The organism is Xanthobacter luteus (genome assembly GCF_040049235.1).
In the GTDB taxonomy this organism is placed as follows: Bacteria; Pseudomonadota; Alphaproteobacteria; order Rhizobiales; family Xanthobacteraceae; genus Xanthobacter.
On the sequence record NZ_JBDZDO010000001.1, the window covers coordinates 1,710,929 to 1,725,804 of the forward strand.

The window sequence follows — 14,876 nt, forward strand, 5'->3', positions numbered from 1 at the left end:
CCAGAGGGGACGAACAGAATGGCGACCGAGATCCGCGTGCCCACTCTGGGCGAGTCCGTTACCGAGGCCACCATCGGCAAGTGGTTCAAGAAGCCGGGTGAAGCCGTCAAGGCCGACGAGCCGCTGGTGGAGCTCGAGACCGACAAGGTCACGGTCGAGGTGCCCGCCCCCGCCGCCGGCGTGCTGGCGGAGATCGTCGCCAAGGACGGCGAGACGGTGGGCGTCGGCGCGCTGCTCGGCTCCATCGGCGAAGGCACCGGCGCCGCCGCGGCGCCCGCGCCGAAGGCCGAGGCCCCCAAGGCCGAAGCGCCCAAGGCCGAGGCCCCCAAGGCTCCGGCCGCGGCGCCCGCCGCCGCGGCGGCCGCCGGCGCCAATGGACCGGCCGTGGGCCGCATCGCCGCCGAGAGCGGCGTGAACCCGGCGGACGTGTCGGGCTCCGGCAAGGACGGCCGCGTGACCAAGGGCGACATGCTCGCGGCCATCGCCGCCGGCGTTCCCTCAGCCCCGGCCCCGGTTCCCGCCGTCGCCCGCGCGCCGGCGAGCGCCGAGGATGCCGCCCGCGAAGAGCGGGTGAAGATGACCAAGCTGCGCCAGACCATCGCCCGGCGCCTGAAGGACGCGCAGAACACCGCGGCCATGCTCACCACGTTCAACGACGTGGACATGAGCGCCGTGATGGCCCTGCGGGCCCAGTTCAAGGATGCGTTCGAGAAGAAGCACGGCGTGAAGCTCGGCTTCATGGGCTTCTTCACCAAGGCGGTGATCGCGGCCCTCAAGGACATCCCGGCGGTGAACGCCGAGATCGACGGGCAGGACCTGGTCTACAAGAACTACTACAATATCGGCATCGCGGTCGGCACCGAGAAGGGCCTCGTGGTGCCGGTGGTGCGCGACGCCGACCTGATGTCCGTCGCCGAGATCGAGAAGGCCATCGCCGGCTACGGCCGCAAGGCCCGCGACGGCAAGCTCGGCATCGAGGACATGCAGGGCGGCACCTTCACCATCACCAATGGCGGCATCTACGGCTCGCTGATGTCCACGCCGATCCTCAACGCGCCGCAGTCGGGCATCCTCGGCATGCACCGCATCGAGGAGCGCCCGGTGGCGATCAAGGGTCAGGTGGTGATCCGGCCCATGATGTATCTCGCTCTGTCCTACGACCACCGCATCGTCGACGGCCGCGAGGCCGTGACCTTCCTGGTGCGCGTGAAGGAGACCCTGGAGGACCCGGCGCGGCTCGTGCTGGATCTGTGAGGGCTTGAGGTCCGATGCCGACGGTCGCGGTGGTCGATGGGGTCAAGATCCGGTTTTATCCCAACGATCACCCGCCGCCGCATTTCCACGCCGAGGTTGGTGGCCATCGCGCCAGCATCCATATTCAGACCTTGAAGGTGCTGCGCGGCAGCTTGCCCGAGAATAAGCGCCGCGCGGTCGTGGAGTGGGCCTCCGAACGAAAGGACCTTCTGACCGAGACTTTCGTGCGTGCGATCGAAAAACTACCGTTGGAGCCCCCTGCGATGAGTGAGCTACCCAGGATTGTCTCGGCATCGCCGGTCATCTATGGCGTTCTGAAGCTCGTCTTCACCGATGGCTACGAAGGCGTTGTCGACGTGCGCCCGATCCTCGCCGAAGGGGAGGTCTTCGAGTATCTGCGACGCGACCCGAAGCATTTCGACCAGGTCGCCGTTTCTGAATACGGGCATTCCATCTTCTGGCTCGACGACAGCGGCTATGAAATCGACTTCGGCGCCGACAGCCTGCGTCGAGATTGCGAAAAGCAGGCCGAAGTGCACCGGCTGATGGCAAGCTGAACCGCCAAGGAAATTTCCTGACATGTCCTACGATCTCATCGTCATCGGCACCGGCCCCGGCGGCTATGTGTGCGCCATCCGCGCGGCCCAGCTCGGCCTGAAGGTCGCCGTGGTGGAGAAGCGCGCCACCCACGGCGGCACCTGCCTCAACGTGGGCTGCATCCCCTCCAAGGCGATGCTCTACGCCTCCGAGCTGTTCGAGGAGGCGGGCCACAAGTTCGCCGACATGGGCATCGGCGTGTCGTCGCCCAAGCTCGACCTCAAGGCCATGCTCTCCTTCAAGGACAAGGGCGTGGACGGCAACGTGAAGGGCGTCGAGTTCCTGCTGAAGAAGAACAAGGTCGACGTCTATTTCGGCGCCGGCAGGATCGCCGCGCCCGGCAAGGTGGAGGTCACCCTCAACGCCGACGGCAAGGTGGAGACGCTGGAGACCAAGGCCATCGTCGTCGCCACCGGCTCGGACGTGGCGCCGCTGCCGGGCGTCGCCATCGACGAGGAGCGCATCGTCTCGTCCACCGGCGCGCTGTCGCTCAAGAAGGTGCCGGCGAAGATGGTGGTGGTGGGCGCGGGCGTCATCGGCCTGGAGCTCGGCTCGGTGTGGCGCCGGCTCGGCGCCGAGGTGACCGTGGTGGAATTCCTCGACCGCATCCTGCCCGGCATGGATGGCGAGGTGGCGAAATCCTTCCAGCGCATCCTCGACAAGCAGGGCTTCGCCTTCAAGCTCGGCACCAAGGTCACCGGCGTCGACACCAAGGGCAAGACGCTGAAGGTCACGGTGGAGCCCGCCGCCGGCGGCGCCGCCGAGACGCTCGAGGCGGACGTGGTTCTGGTGGCAATCGGCCGCATCCCCTACACCGCTGGCCTCGGTTTGGAGGAGGTGGGCGTCGCCAAGGACGCCAAGGGGCGGATCGTCACCGATCCCCACTTCGCCACCAGCGTGCCCGGCATCTACGCCATCGGCGACGTGATCGCCGGCCCGATGCTGGCCCACAAGGCCGAGGACGAGGGCGTCGCCTGCGCCGAGATCCTCGCCGGCAAAGCGGGGCACGTGAATTACGACGTGATCCCCGGCGTGGTCTACACCTTCCCGGAGGTCGCCTCGGTGGGCAAGACCGAGGAGGAGCTGAAGGCCGCGGGCATCGCCTACAAGGTCGGCAAGTTCCCGTTCACCGCCAACGGCCGCGCCAAGGTGAACCAGACCACGGACGGGTTCGTGAAGATCCTCGCCGACGCCGCGACCGACCGGGTGCTCGGCGCCCACATCATCGGCCCCGAGGCCGGCGAGATGATCCACGAATGCGCGGTGCTGATGGAGTTCGCCGGCTCGTCCGAGGACCTCGCCCGCACCTGCCATGCCCACCCCACCCGCTCGGAGGCGGTCAAGGAAGCGGCCATGGCGGTGGAAAAGCGCGCGATCCACATGTGACGCCGGCCGGCGGGACGCGCGCTCCTGCGGGAGGGCGCGTCCTTTCGGCAAAAAAGAACCCCCCAGCCGAGGCCGGAGGGTGTGGAGGTCAGATGAACGCGCGCTCCCGCCCCGGGGCTTGACCTTTAGGGCTTGACCTTCGGGACGAAGGCGCAACGTGAGGCTTAAACGCCGGAGCGCGCCGGCGGTTCCCGCCGGCGCGGGCGCGGCGCGCGGGCGCGATCAGCTGCCCTTGTGGGTGGTTTCGGTCTGGGCGCTCTTGTCCTGGGCGCCGGCGCAGCCCGAGCCGCCGGCGAAAGCGGGAGCGGTGGCGGAGACGACGGCGAGGGCGCAAAGGGCGAAGGCAAGGCGCTTCATCGGCTGGTCCTCCTGTGAACGAAGGGCGAGCCTAGCCCGGCCCGAAGGGCCTTGCGAAGCCGCCGGCCGGGGTCCGACCGCCTCAATTGCGGGCAATCGGCGCCATCTCACGCGCACGTGTAGCGGCGCCGGCGCGGGCTTGGCCGTGGGACGCGCGGCGCCCGCCGCTCAGGCGCCGAAACAGACGGCCTCGATGCGCCAGCCGTCCGGGTCCATCAGGAAGGCGGCATAATAGCCCGGCCCGTAATGGGGCCTGGGGCCCGGCGCGCCGTAATCGGTGCCGCCGCGCGCCAGCCCCGCCGCGTGGAAGGCGTGGACCGCCGCGCGGTCGGGCGCGCAGAAGCACACATGGGTGCCCGGCGGCGGCGTGAAGGCGGCGGCGCGATACTGCACCCAGAACGGCGCCGCCCCCGGCGCGCCCTCCGGCGCCGGCAGGGTGCCCGGCGGCCCCCAGCAGGCCGAGGCGCCCTCCTCCTCGTCATAGTCCGCCACCCGCATCAGGCCGAGCGGCGCCAGAACCGCATCGTAGAAACGCACCGCGCGGGCAAGGTCGGCGGTGGTGACGGACATGTGGTCGATGACCGGGCGGATGGGTGTCATGGGTGGCATGGGGCGATCCGCAGTGAACGAGACGCCACTCTCGCCGCCGCCGCCGTGCGCGACAAGCCGGCGCCGCCCTTCACGCGGCCATCGCGGCGGCTGGCCGGAACGCCACCTGCGCCCTCCCCCTTGCGGGGGAGGGTCCGCCACCTCACGCCCTTGGATGGGCCGCCTTGTAGGCCGCCATGAGCGCGGCCTGGTCCACCTGGGTGTAGATCTGGGTGGTGGAGAGCGAGGCGTGCCCCAGCAGTTCCTGGATCGAGCGCAGGTCGCCGCCGCGCGCCAGCAGATGGGTGGCGAAGGAGTGGCGCAGCGCATGGGGCGTGGCGCTCGCCGGCAGGCCGAGCGCGCCGCGCATGCGCTCCACCGCCGCCTGGACGATGCGCGGCGAGAGCTTCGCCCCCTTGGCGCCGCGGAACAGCGGCCCGTCCTGGCCGAGCGCGTAGGGGCACAGCGCCGCGTAATCGGCGATCGCCGCGCGCACCGGGGCGATGAGCGGCACCATGCGCGCCTTGCTGCCCTTGCCCAGGACGGTGATCTGGTCCGGCCCGCCCTCCACCATCGCGGGGGTGAGCGACAGCGCCTCGGAGATGCGCAGGCCCGCCCCGTAGAGCAGAGCGAGGACCGCCGCGTCGCGGGCGAGGATCCAGGGCGCGCGGTCCTCCCCGGCGCGGGTTGCGGGATCGGCGAACGCGCGGGCGGCGTCCACGCTCACCGGCTTCGGCAGGGTCTGACCCACCTTGGGCGCGCGCACGGCGGCGAGCGCCCCGACCTTGCCCTCCCCTTCCCGCTCCAGATGGCGCGCGAAGGAACGAGCGGCGGCGAGCAGGCGCACCAGGGTGCGGGCGGCGACGCCGTCGGCGCGCCGGGCGGCCAGCACCGCGCGCACGTCGGCGGGGCGCAGCGCCGCGAGGTCGGCAAGGCGCGGCGCGGCGCCGAGATGGTCTTTCAGGCGCGCCAGCACCAGAGCGAGGTCGCGCGCATAGGCCTCGCGCGTCTTGGGGGAGAGGCGCCGCTCGTAAGCGAGCCGGTCAAGCCAGGCACGGGCCGCCACCGCCACGTCCGGCGCGGCGGCGGCAAGCAGCGCGCCCTGCGCGCGCGTCGCCTTCTCCTGGTCGCTCATGGCCATGGCCTGCCCCCCCGGCGTTGCAACTCGTTGCAATCGGATACGTGTCTTGGCCGCTTTCTTCCATTAGCAACCAAAGCCCTTCACATTCCCTGAAGGGGGATGCGGCCGAACTCCTCCATTGCGCCAGCGCAAGGACAGGGGCGAGGCTCGCACCGCCTTCTGGACGTTGAGCAAGGTCCCCATGCGGAGCATCGCCTTCTGATGAAAGCCCGGAGCTGGCTGCGCGCGCTTCTCCTCCTGCTGGTCGCCGCGGCGGGCGTGGCGGCGTGGCGCTTCACCCATCTGCCCGAGGTGAAGGCGGTGGAGGTGCGCCGCGGCACGGCGGCGGAGATCGTCTATGCCACCGGCGTGGTGGAGCCGCGCCGCTGGGCGCGGGTGTCGACGCTGCAGCGCCAGCGCATCGTCGCGATCTGCGACTGCGAGGGCCAGCGCGTGAAGCAGGGCGACGTGCTGGCCCAGCTGGACGACAGCGTGGAGCGCGCGACCCTGGCCGAGATGGAGGCGCGCCGCGCCCGCCTCGAGGGCGACGTGGCCCGCGCCAAGAGCCTCATGGACCGGCAGGTGACCAGCCAGACCACGTACGAGCAGGTGCTGACCCAATTGCGCGAGTACGAGGCGCGGGTGGAGGCCCAGAAGCAGCGCATCGAGGAGCTGAAGCTGCGCGCGCCCATGGACGGCGTGATCTTGCGCAAGGACGGCGAGGTGGGCGAGGTGCTCACCACCACCGGCGACACCACCTTGTTCTGGATCGGCGAGCCGAAGCCCCTGCGCATCGTCGCCGACGTGAACGAGGACGACATCCCGCGCGTGCAGGTCGGCCAGAAGGCGCTGCTGCGCAATGACGGCCACAAGGACACCATCCTCGACGCCACGGTCGCCGAGATCACCCCCAAGGGCGACCCGGTCAACAAGACCTTCCGCGTCTACCTCTCGCTGCCCGACGATACCCCGCTCGCCATCGGCATGAGCGTCGAGGCCAACATCGTCGTCGCCGAGCACGCCGGCGTACTGCTGATCCCGGGCGAGGCGCTGATCGACGGCGCCGCCTTCCGGATCGAGGGCCGCCGCCTGGTGCGCGTGCCGCTCGTGCTCGGCCTGCGCGGCACGCGCATGGTGGAGGTGCTCTCCGGCCTCAAAGACGGCGAGCTGGTGGCGAGCCCCGCCACCGGCGCCATGCGCGACGGCCAGCGGGTGCGCGTCGTCGGCGGCACGCTCCTCGACCGCGGCGCCGCCACCGGCTCCGAAGGCGCGCCGGCGGGAGCCGCGCCGTGAGCGCCCGCTTCAACCTCGCGTTCTCCATCGCCCTCACCCATGTGCGCAGCCGGGTGCGGCAGACCCTGGTGGGCGTGCTCGGGGTCGCCACCGGGGTGGGCTTCTCGGTGATGATGGCGGCGCTGATGGAAGGCTCCCAGCGCGACTTCATCACCCAGCTGGTGGACGCGCTGCCCCACATCCTGGTCAGCGACGAGCACCGCGCGCCCTCGCCCCAGCCGGCCGAGGAGCGCTACGACGCCGCCGTGATCCAGGGCCTGACCACCAAGGCGATCCGCCCCGGCATCAAGAACCCCTACGCCATCATGGCCGCCATATCGGGATGGGTGGACGGCGCGGTGGCGCCCTCGGTGCAGGCCAAGGCGGTGGTGCGCTTTGCCGGCCGCGACCGCACGGCGAGCGTCATCGGCGTCGACCCGAAACGCGAGGGCCAGGTCTCCAAGCTGCCGACCCAGATCCGGCACGGCACGCTCGAAGACCTCTACCGCGCCTCGAACGCCATCATCCTCGGCGACGGCCTCGCCGGAAAGCTCGGCGCGCGGACCGGCAACGTGGTGGCGGTCACGGGCGGCACCGGGCAGGTGCTGCTGTGCACCGTGGTCGCCTTCTCCCACACCGGCGTCGCCTCCGCCGACGACAGCCAGGCCTACATGCTGGTGAAGACGGCGCAGATCCTCGCCGGCCAGACCGGGCTCGTGAACGAGATCCGCGTGAAGGCGCAGGACGTGATGTCGGCGCGCGAGATCGCCGCGCGCATCGAGGCCGAGACCGGCTACAAGTCGGTGTCCTGGCAGGAGGCACACGAGGACCTCCTGTCCGCCTTCGAGATCCGCAACCTGATCATGTACATGGTGGTGGGCGCGATCCTGCTGGTGGCCTCGTTCGGCACCTACAACATCATCTCCACCATCACCCACGAGAAGACGCGCGACATCGCCATCCTGAAGTCGCTCGGGCTCCCCGAGGCCCTGGTGCGCACCATCTTTGTGCTGGAGGGGCTGGTGATCGGCCTCACCGGCACGCTGCTCGGCTTCGCCCTCGGCTACACCCTCTCCCTCGCCATGGGCCAGGTGGAGATCAAGAGCCCGTTCATGGACGCCACCCATCTGCCGATCTTCTATTCGCCGACCCACTACGCGCTCGCCGCGGCGGTGGCGCTCACGGCCTCGCTGGTGGCGGCCTATCTGCCGGCGCGCAAGGCCGCCTCGCTCCAGCCGGTGGACATCATCCGGGGCGCCTCGTGAGCGCGGCGCCCGCGCCTGGCGCGACCTCCGCCGGGGCGCCCTTGGCCGGGGCGCCGCTGATCCGCGCCGAGAATCTCAGCCGCGTGATCTCGGGCGAGGTGCCGGCGACGCTGATCACCGGCGCCAACCTCTCGGTGGATGCCGGCGCCTTCATCGCCATCACCGGCCCGTCCGGCTCGGGCAAGTCGTCGCTGCTCTATCTGCTGGGGCTTCTCGATCTGCCCACCACCGGCGAGGTGTATGTGGAAGGTCGCGCCACCAGCCGCCTGAGCGAGGATGCGCGCGCGGCGCTGCGGCTCGAAAAGCTCGGCTTCGTGTTCCAGTTCCACTTTCTGCTGCCCGAGTTCACCGCGCTCGATAACGTGCTGCTGCCCATGCGCGCGCGCGGCCGCCTGAAGCCGCAGGCGATGGACGAGCGCGCCCACGCGCTCCTGGCGGCGCTCGGCCTCGAGGACCATGGCAGGAAACGCCCGGACCAGCTCTCCGGCGGCCAGCGCCAGCGCGTCGCCATCGCCCGCGCGCTCGCCAACGACCCGGCCGTGCTGCTGGCGGACGAGCCGACCGGCAATCTCGACACCCATTCCACCGAGCAGGTGTTCGCCATCCTGCGCCGGCTGGTGGACGAGGAACGCCGCGCGGTGGTGATCGTCACCCACGACCTCGCCTTGGCGGCGCGGGCGGACCGGCAGGTGCGGGTGGTCGACGGGCGCATCGTCGAGGGCGTGGACGAGGGCGTTCCCTGATCTCCATCTCCGGACGAAGCGCCACCTTGCGGCACGGCACACCCATGCCATAGTCAGGAAGGCTTCCAGAGTGCGGCCCCGGCCCGGCCGGAACCGCGGCGGGGGTGGGCGGTTGCGGCCCGCCCCCCGCCCCGGGGGAGCGGGGGGCGGCCGGATGCCGCAGGGCGACGGATGAGGGCATGACGAGCCAGGACGATCGAGAGCAGGAACGGGACCTCAGGGCGCTTCTGGAGCGCCTGCGTCAGGAGCATCGCGATCTCGACGCGGCGATCGAGGCGCTGACCGGGGTCGCCGGCTCCGACGTGCTGCAGCTGCAGCGGCTGAAGAAGCGCAAGCTGCAGCTCAAGGACCGCATCAGCCATATCGAGGACGAGCTGTTCCCCGACATCATCGCCTGAAGGTCGGCGCACCCGGCGCGCCGTCATCCCCCGGCTTGTCCGGGCGATGACGGTGGTGCGGGACGACGGTGGCGGGGAAGGGCGCGGTGCTGAAGGCCGCGGCGCGGACTCCCGCTCCAAGATCGATAACCCGTTGTCCGAGCGGTCCGCCTCAGAGCTGGCCGAGCATGGCGGCGGCGCTGGAGACGTCCGCCTTGGAGGGCACGTCCTCCACGTTCAGCGCCTTCACGACCCCGTCCTCCACCAACATGGAGAAGCGCTTGGAGCGCAGACCGAGGCCGGCGGCCGAGCCGTCGAAGGTGAGGTCGAGCGCCTTGGCGAAGGCGGCGTCCGCATCGGAGAGGAACACGATCTTGCCGTCGGCGCCGGTGGCCTTCTCCCAGGCGCCCATGACGAAGGGATCGTTCACCGACACCACGGCGATGGTGTCGACGCCCTTGGCCTTGATCGCCTCCGCCTCGGCCAGATAGCCCGGCAGATGGTTCTTGTGGCAGGTGGGCGTGAAGGCGCCGGGCACCGCGAACAGCACCACCTTCTTGCCCTTGAAGATCTCCTCGCCGCTCTTGGGCACGGGGCCGTCGGCGGTCATCAGGCGAAAGGTGGCGGAAGGAAGGGTGTCACCGACCGAAATGGGCATGGGGCGCTCCGATGGCTTGCGGCCCGGGTTCGGCCGCTGCGCGACAATACGTAGTTTTCCGGAGGAGGAAAGCGCCCTCGTCGCGCCGCAGCGCGCGGCCTGCCGCGCGGCTCAGGGTGCCTCGATCGTATGGGCGACCGCCACCGCGCGCGGCGCGTCGACCAGCGTCAAGGTGAGGCGCGCGCCATCGATGGCGGTGTCCGGGGGCAGGCCCTCGAAGGCCAGCACGAAGCGCGCCTTGCCGTCGGGCAGCGCGGTCTTCTGGGGCAGCGGCAGGGCCCAGCGGGCGTCCGGTCCTTCCACGAACAGGTCCGCCGTGGGGTTCTGGACGCGCGCCTCCACCACCAGCTCGGGGGGCGTCTTGGAGCGGTCCACGCGCACCTGCGTCACCGCCGGCGGCTCCGCCGCGCCGAGCATCGCCGGCTTCGGCACCAGGGCGCGCGCCTGGGCGATGCGGGCGTCGGCGCCGGCGGCGTCCTTGCCGTCGATCACCAGGGCGATCTCCGCCAAAGCGGGCAGGCACAGCGCCTCGCAGACCGCGAAGTCGAGCTTGAGGTTCAGCCGCGCCGGCGCCTTGGGGTCGGCGAGCGTCACCGCGAGCGGGAACAGCACGTTGCCCTTGTAGCCGATGGAATAGACGCCCGCCCCGTCGGCGAAGCGCCGCGGCGCCGGCCAGGCCATCTCCACGCCCAGCACGTTGTGCGAGCCGGCCCAGCCGATCTGCGGCGGCACGCCGGCATCGCCCGGATAGCGCCAATAGGTCTTCCAGTGCGGCGCGAGGCGGATCTCGAGGCCCGCTTGGGCCACGGCGCCGGCGATCGAGCCGGCGATCAGGCGCACCTCGGCGCCCTGGACCACCACCGGCGCGCTCTCCTCGGCCGAGGCGGGCGGCGCGCCAAAGAACGCCGCCGCCAGCACGGCGCCGAGCGCGGCGGCCGCGGAGCGGGGGGGACGAAGTCCTGCGCGTGTCATGGACTGCGGGGTACCCTCTTCCAGCCGCGGGCGCAAAGGGACCGTGTGCACAAGGCCGTGACGGCGCCGGTCCGAACGCCGGCGGGCGCAGGGCCGGGACGCGCGCGATGCGCGCAGCGCGGTCCTGGCGCATTCCCAAATCGGCCGCATCGCGGTAGCCTTCGCAGATGATCGATTTCAGCAGGCCCGGATCGGCGGACGACGCCTCCGACTTCCTCGACGGCCAGATGCTCATCGCCATGCCGGCCATGCGCGACGAGCAGTTCGCCCGCACGCTCATCTATCTGTGTGCCCATTCGGCGGAGGGCGCCATGGGCATCGTCGTGAACCAGCCGGCGAGCCACATCGACTTCGCCGAGCTCCTGGTGCAGCTGGACGTGGTGCCGGCGTCCGAGCGCATCCTGCTGCCGAAGCGGGCGGAAGGCATCATGGTGCTGCGCGGCGGGCCGGTGGAGACCGGGCGCGGCTTCGTGCTGCACTCGGCGGACTATTTCATCGAGAATTCCACATTGCCGATCGACGACGACATCTGCCTGACGGCGACGCTCGACATCCTCAAGGCGATCGCCGGCGGCCGGGGGCCGAAGAGCGCGGTGCTGGCGCTCGGCTATGCCGGCTGGGCGCCGGGCCAGCTGGAGATGGAGATCCAGGCCAATGGCTGGCTGCATTGCGCCGCCGATTTCGACCTGGTGTTCGGCGGCAGCACGCAATCGAAATACGACCTCGCCTTGCGCAAGCTCGGCATCGATCCCGGCATGCTCTCCTCCGAGGCCGGCCACGCCTGAGCGCAGCGGCCGCGCGCGCCCCGCCCCTACTCCGCCGCGGCGCGCCGCTTCTTGGCCTCCACCGGCGCCGGCTCGATCAAGGCGCGGCATTCCTCGGCCGTGAAGGGCTCGCCGAACACCAGGCCCTGGGCGTATTCGCAGCCGAGCTGCGTCATCTCCTCCGCCTCCTGCTCGCGCTCGAGGCCCGAGGCGATCACGTCCATGCCGAGGTCGTGGGCGAGGTCCACCAGCGACCCGAGGATCACCGGCCGGGCCGCGCGCGCCGGCCCCTTGGCGCTGTCGCGCACGAAGCTCTGGTCGATCTTGATGGCGTCCACCGGGAAGCGCTGGAGATAGGGCAGGCAGGAATAGCCGGCGCCGAAGTCGGACAGGCACAGGCCGGCCCCGAGCTCGCGCATGCGCGCCAGCACCACCGCGGCATATTCCGGATTTTCCATCACCAGGCTCTCGGCCACCTCGAGCTTCAGCGAGCCCGCCGCCACCACGTTGCGGGCGAGCACGCTCTTCAGGTCCTGGATCAGATCGTGGCGCAGCAGCTGGCGCGAGGAGACGTTGACGTGCATGAACAATGGCGGGTCGACGCGCAGCATGCGCTGCCACTGGCCGAGCTGGCGCGTCGCCCGGTCGAGCACGAACAGGCCGAGGTCGAGCACCAGGCCGGTCTCCTCCGCGAGGCGCCAGAATTCCGAGGCGGCGAGCTCGCCGAGCCGCGGATGGTTCCAGCGGATGAAGGCCTCGAAGCCGCCGATCGCCCGGTCCTCGAGCCGCACCACGGGCTGGTAGCGCACCGCGATCTCATTGTTGCCGAGCGCCTGCCTGAGCTCGGCCTCCAGCACCACGCGGTCGATCTTCTGCTGGCGCATGGCCGGGCGGAACACCTCGATGCGGTCGCCGCCGATGCGCTTGGCATAGTACATGGCGAGCTCGGCGTCCTTGAGCACCTCGTCGCGCTTGCCCACGTCCGGGCCCGAGAGCACGAGGCCGACGGAGGCGGTCACGAACACCTCCTTGTCGGCGAAGGTGATGGGGGCGCGCAGCGAGCGGCGCAGCGTGTCGGCGAAGGTGGTGATGCGCTCGGGGTCGCGCTCGGACATCAAGATCAGGCCGAACTGGTCGCCGGCCATGCGGGCGAGCGTGTCCTGCGGCTTCATCAGCCGCATCAGGCGGCGCGCCACGGTGAGCAGGATGGAATCGGCCATCGCCATGCCGACCTTGACGTTGATCTCCTTGAACCGGTCGAGGTCGATCACCATCACCGTGGGCTTCACCTTCTCGTCCAGCCTGGCGAAGGTGAGCGCCTGCTCCAGCCGGTCGAGGAACAGTTCGCCATTGGGCAGGCCGGTGAGATTGTCGCGCACCGCGTCGTGCAGCAGGCGCTCGGCGGCGATGCGCTCGCCGGTGACGTCGGTCAGCGTGCCGATGCAGCGCACCACCTCGCCGTCCGCGCCCACCACCGGGCGGGCCTTGAGGTTGAAGGTGAGATAATGGCCGTCAATGGCCCGGAGGCGGAAGTCCTGGTCGATGCGCCCGCGCCGCTGGTCGATGATGCCGTCGAGCGTCGCGCGGAAGCGGTCGCGGTCGGCGGGGTGGAGCACCTCGAGCCAGCCGGCCGCCTCGGTCTCCAGCGAATGGCGCTTGAGACCGAGCGCCTCCTCGGCCTCCGGCGAGGTGTAGATGCGGTCCGTGTCCACGTCCCAGTCCCACACCATGAGGCCCGATCCGGCGAGCGCCAGCGCCCGGCGCTCCAATTCCGAGGCCGAGCCCTGCACCCCGCCGATGCCGGCGAAGGCGTGCTGCATCACCGTGAAGCCGATCAGCATGACGATCAGCACCAGGCCGCCCGAGAGCGCCGCCGCGGCGAGGTCGTTGGTGACGAGGCCGGCCACGGTGAGGCCCGCCATCAGCACCCACACCACCAGCAAGGACCAGGTGGGAATGATCAGCACCGCGCGGTCGTAGCCGTGCTGGGAGAGCCAGATCACCACGGCGAGTCCCGCCACCGCCACCGCCAGCAGCGACAGGCGGGCGATGCCGGCGGCCACCGGCGCGTCGAGGATGGCGAGCACCACCAGCGCCGCGAGGAAGGTGAGCCAGCCCGCTGCCACGTGCACGTAGCGCACGTGCCAGCGGTTGAGGTTGAGATAGGCGAACAGGAACACCAGCAAGGTGGCGGTCAGGATCGCCTCGCCCGCCGCGCGCCAGAACTGCTCGGCGATGGGCGACAGGCCGAACACCTTGGACCAGAAGGCGAAATCGAGGCCGATATAGCCCAGCACCGCCCAGGCGAGCGCGGCGGCCGCCGGGAACATCACCGAGCCCTTCACCACGAACAGGATGGTGAGGAACAAAGCCAGGAGGCCGGCGATGCCGATGACGATGCCGTGATAGAGCGTGAAGGCGTTGACCCGGTCCTTATAGGCGTCGGGCTTCCACATATAGAGCTGCGGCAGGTTCGGTCCGCCGAGCTCGGCGATGAAGGTGACCGTGGAGCCGGGGTCGAGCGTCACCAGGAACACGTCGGCGTCCGGCGAGGCCTGCCGCTCCGGCTTGAAGCCCTGGCTTGGGGTCAAGGACACCAGCCGGCGGTTGCCGAGGTCGGGCCAGAACAGGCCCGAGCCCACCATGCGGTAATAGGGCGCGACGATCAGCCGGTCGACCTGCTCGTCGGTGTTGTTGGAGAGCGCGAAGGCGATCCAGTCCACATGATTGCGCCCATCGGCGCTGCGCACCTCGATGCGGCGCACCACCCCCTCCGCGTCGGGCGCGGTGGACAGCTGGATGCGGTCGCTGTCGGTGGTCTGGCGCTGGACCGCGGGCAGGAGGTCGATGACGTTCGCGTCGAGGCGAACGGCAACGGCATCCACGGCCCGGGCGTCGCCGGGCGCGGCGAAAAGGGCGGCAATGGCGAGTATGACGACGAGGAAAACCTGCAAATCCGGGCCTCCGCACCCGCCGTCCGGACGGGCCGGACCAGTCCTGAAGCGCATGGCCTGCCGCCTTTGGGGCGCTCGGACACGGCGACTTCCACCTTTTGCGCGGCCATCCGCCGTAACGGGCCTGGGCCCGGTCGAGGGATGGAGACGCGGCCGGAGGCGCGAGGATGCGCCCTTTCGGCCGGCCGAAGCGTGTGCTCTATCCACGCCGTTGGACCGAAGCAAGGCAACCGGCCGCTGCAGGCCCGGTCCGCCTTGTCCGATGACGCGCACCGCCCTCCCGTGAGGCAAGGAGCGGCAGGCGCCCGGAGCCCGCCCCATCCCCTAAGACGGGTTCGATCCAAATGGACCCGGCTCCGGACCGGCACCTTAAGCGGGACGGACGGCGGCGGAAATCCCTTTTTCGCCTTTCCCATGGGCAGTGCCGCGCCGTGGCCGCCAGATGGGCAGTGTTCGATCACGAAATCGTGAGTGGGGTCGGCCCGGCCGGTGGCCCTGGGGCTGCCCAAGCCTGCGAAGGCAGTTCCTTAGCCAGAGCCGGCACGGCACAATGCGGCGTCGCGCGCGCC

At 70.6% G+C, this 14,876-nt stretch carries 14 protein-coding genes; 8 read left to right on the top strand and 6 right to left on the bottom strand.

Going from position 1 to position 14,876, the window contains the following annotated elements; all coding sequences use genetic code 11:
- The first annotated feature begins 18 nt into the window (after positions 1-18).
- The 3 genes from odhB to lpdA are packed head-to-tail and all read left to right on the top strand — an operon-like array spanning position 19 to position 3,237.
- Positions 19-1,254, top strand: coding sequence for a 2-oxoglutarate dehydrogenase complex dihydrolipoyllysine-residue succinyltransferase (gene odhB / locus ABLE88_RS08280; RefSeq protein WP_348830966.1), 1,236 nt, complete (start codon positions 19-21; stop codon positions 1,252-1,254).
- Between the two features lie 14 nt (positions 1,255-1,268).
- Complete coding sequence (locus ABLE88_RS08285) at positions 1,269-1,811, top strand: DUF4160 domain-containing protein (RefSeq protein ID WP_348830967.1); 543 nt, start codon at positions 1,269-1,271, stop codon at positions 1,809-1,811.
- Between the two features lie 22 nt (positions 1,812-1,833).
- Positions 1,834-3,237: a dihydrolipoyl dehydrogenase gene (lpdA, locus tag ABLE88_RS08290; protein WP_348830968.1), complete on the top strand. Its 1,404-nt coding sequence runs from the start codon at positions 1,834-1,836 to the stop codon at positions 3,235-3,237.
- Positions 3,238-3,459: 222 nt separating this feature from the next.
- On the opposite strand, the gene ABLE88_RS08295 is transcribed toward lpdA, so the two are convergent.
- From ABLE88_RS08295 to ABLE88_RS08305, 3 genes are all read right to left on the bottom strand, one after another.
- Positions 3,460-3,594: a hypothetical protein gene (locus tag ABLE88_RS08295; RefSeq protein ID WP_348830969.1), complete on the bottom strand. Its 135-nt coding sequence runs from the start codon at positions 3,592-3,594 to the stop codon at positions 3,460-3,462.
- A 168-nt stretch (positions 3,595-3,762) separates the two neighbouring features.
- Positions 3,763-4,194 (bottom strand): VOC family protein, encoded by a 432-nt coding sequence (locus ABLE88_RS08300; RefSeq protein WP_348831118.1) that lies wholly within the window; start codon positions 4,192-4,194, stop codon positions 3,763-3,765.
- Positions 4,195-4,345: 151 nt separating this feature from the next.
- On the bottom strand, positions 4,346-5,323 hold the full coding sequence (locus ABLE88_RS08305) for a tyrosine recombinase XerC (RefSeq protein ID WP_348830970.1): 978 nt from the start codon (positions 5,321-5,323) through the stop codon (positions 4,346-4,348).
- Positions 5,324-5,524: 201 nt separating this feature from the next.
- Here ABLE88_RS08305 and ABLE88_RS08310 point away from each other — a divergent pair, with 201 nt between their 5' ends.
- The 4 genes from ABLE88_RS08310 to ABLE88_RS08325 all read left to right on the top strand — a co-directional run bounded on the left by ABLE88_RS08310 (position 5,525) and on the right by ABLE88_RS08325 (position 8,980).
- Entirely contained in the window at positions 5,525-6,595 is a 1,071-nt protein-coding gene (locus ABLE88_RS08310; protein WP_348830971.1) for an efflux RND transporter periplasmic adaptor subunit, read from the top strand.
- Positions 6,592-7,839, top strand: a complete 1,248-nt coding sequence (locus tag ABLE88_RS08315) for an ABC transporter permease (protein ID WP_348830972.1) — start codon at positions 6,592-6,594, stop codon at positions 7,837-7,839. Before ABLE88_RS08310 ends, ABLE88_RS08315 begins: the two co-directional genes overlap by 4 nt.
- The gene (locus ABLE88_RS08320) at positions 7,836-8,582 is read left to right on the top strand and encodes an ABC transporter ATP-binding protein (RefSeq protein ID WP_348830973.1); all 747 of its coding nucleotides are present in this window, start codon (positions 7,836-7,838) and stop codon (positions 8,580-8,582) included. Before ABLE88_RS08315 ends, ABLE88_RS08320 begins: the two co-directional genes overlap by 4 nt.
- Positions 8,583-8,761: 179 nt before the next feature.
- Positions 8,762-8,980: a YdcH family protein gene (locus tag ABLE88_RS08325; protein WP_348830974.1), complete on the top strand. Its 219-nt coding sequence runs from the start codon at positions 8,762-8,764 to the stop codon at positions 8,978-8,980.
- A 151-nt stretch (positions 8,981-9,131) separates the two neighbouring features.
- On the opposite strand, the gene ABLE88_RS08330 is transcribed toward ABLE88_RS08325, so the two are convergent.
- Positions 9,132-9,617, bottom strand: coding sequence for a peroxiredoxin (locus tag ABLE88_RS08330; protein WP_348830975.1), 486 nt, complete (start codon positions 9,615-9,617; stop codon positions 9,132-9,134).
- A gap of 111 nt (positions 9,618-9,728) precedes the next feature.
- Positions 9,729-10,589, bottom strand: a complete 861-nt coding sequence (locus tag ABLE88_RS08335; RefSeq protein WP_348830976.1) for a protein-disulfide reductase DsbD domain-containing protein — start codon at positions 10,587-10,589, stop codon at positions 9,729-9,731.
- Positions 10,590-10,756: 167 nt separating this feature from the next.
- On the opposite strand from ABLE88_RS08335, the gene ABLE88_RS08340 reads away from it, so the two are divergent.
- Entirely contained in the window at positions 10,757-11,374 is a 618-nt protein-coding gene (locus tag ABLE88_RS08340; protein ID WP_348830977.1) for a YqgE/AlgH family protein, read from the top strand.
- Between the two features lie 26 nt (positions 11,375-11,400).
- On the opposite strand, the gene ABLE88_RS08345 is transcribed toward ABLE88_RS08340, so the two are convergent.
- Positions 11,401-14,307 carry an EAL domain-containing protein gene (locus ABLE88_RS08345; RefSeq protein ID WP_348830978.1) on the bottom strand — a complete coding sequence of 969 codons (2,907 nt, stop codon included), beginning with the start codon at positions 14,305-14,307 and terminating at the stop codon, positions 11,401-11,403.
- Positions 14,308-14,876 lie beyond the last annotated feature (569 nt).

Coding starts and splice junctions, on each gene's coding strand:
- ABLE88_RS08285 (WP_348830967.1), top strand. CDS start 1,269: ATGCCGACGGTCGCGGTGGTCGATGGGGTCAAGATCCGGTTTTATCCC.
- lpdA (WP_348830968.1), top strand. CDS start 1,834: ATGTCCTACGATCTCATCGTCATCGGCACCGGCCCCGGCGGCTATGTG.
- ABLE88_RS08310 (WP_348830971.1), top strand. CDS start 5,525: ATGAAAGCCCGGAGCTGGCTGCGCGCGCTTCTCCTCCTGCTGGTCGCC.
- odhB (WP_348830966.1), top strand. CDS start 19: ATGGCGACCGAGATCCGCGTGCCCACTCTGGGCGAGTCCGTTACCGAG.
- ABLE88_RS08305 (WP_348830970.1), bottom strand. CDS start 5,323: ATGGCCATGAGCGACCAGGAGAAGGCGACGCGCGCGCAGGGCGCGCTG.
- ABLE88_RS08340 (WP_348830977.1), top strand. CDS start 10,757: ATGATCGATTTCAGCAGGCCCGGATCGGCGGACGACGCCTCCGACTTC.
- ABLE88_RS08295 (WP_348830969.1), bottom strand. CDS start 3,594: ATGAAGCGCCTTGCCTTCGCCCTTTGCGCCCTCGCCGTCGTCTCCGCC.
- ABLE88_RS08330 (WP_348830975.1), bottom strand. CDS start 9,617: ATGCCCATTTCGGTCGGTGACACCCTTCCTTCCGCCACCTTTCGCCTG.
- ABLE88_RS08325 (WP_348830974.1), top strand. CDS start 8,762: ATGACGAGCCAGGACGATCGAGAGCAGGAACGGGACCTCAGGGCGCTT.
- ABLE88_RS08335 (WP_348830976.1), bottom strand. CDS start 10,589: ATGACACGCGCAGGACTTCGTCCCCCCCGCTCCGCGGCCGCCGCGCTC.
- ABLE88_RS08300 (WP_348831118.1), bottom strand. CDS start 4,194: ATGACACCCATCCGCCCGGTCATCGACCACATGTCCGTCACCACCGCC.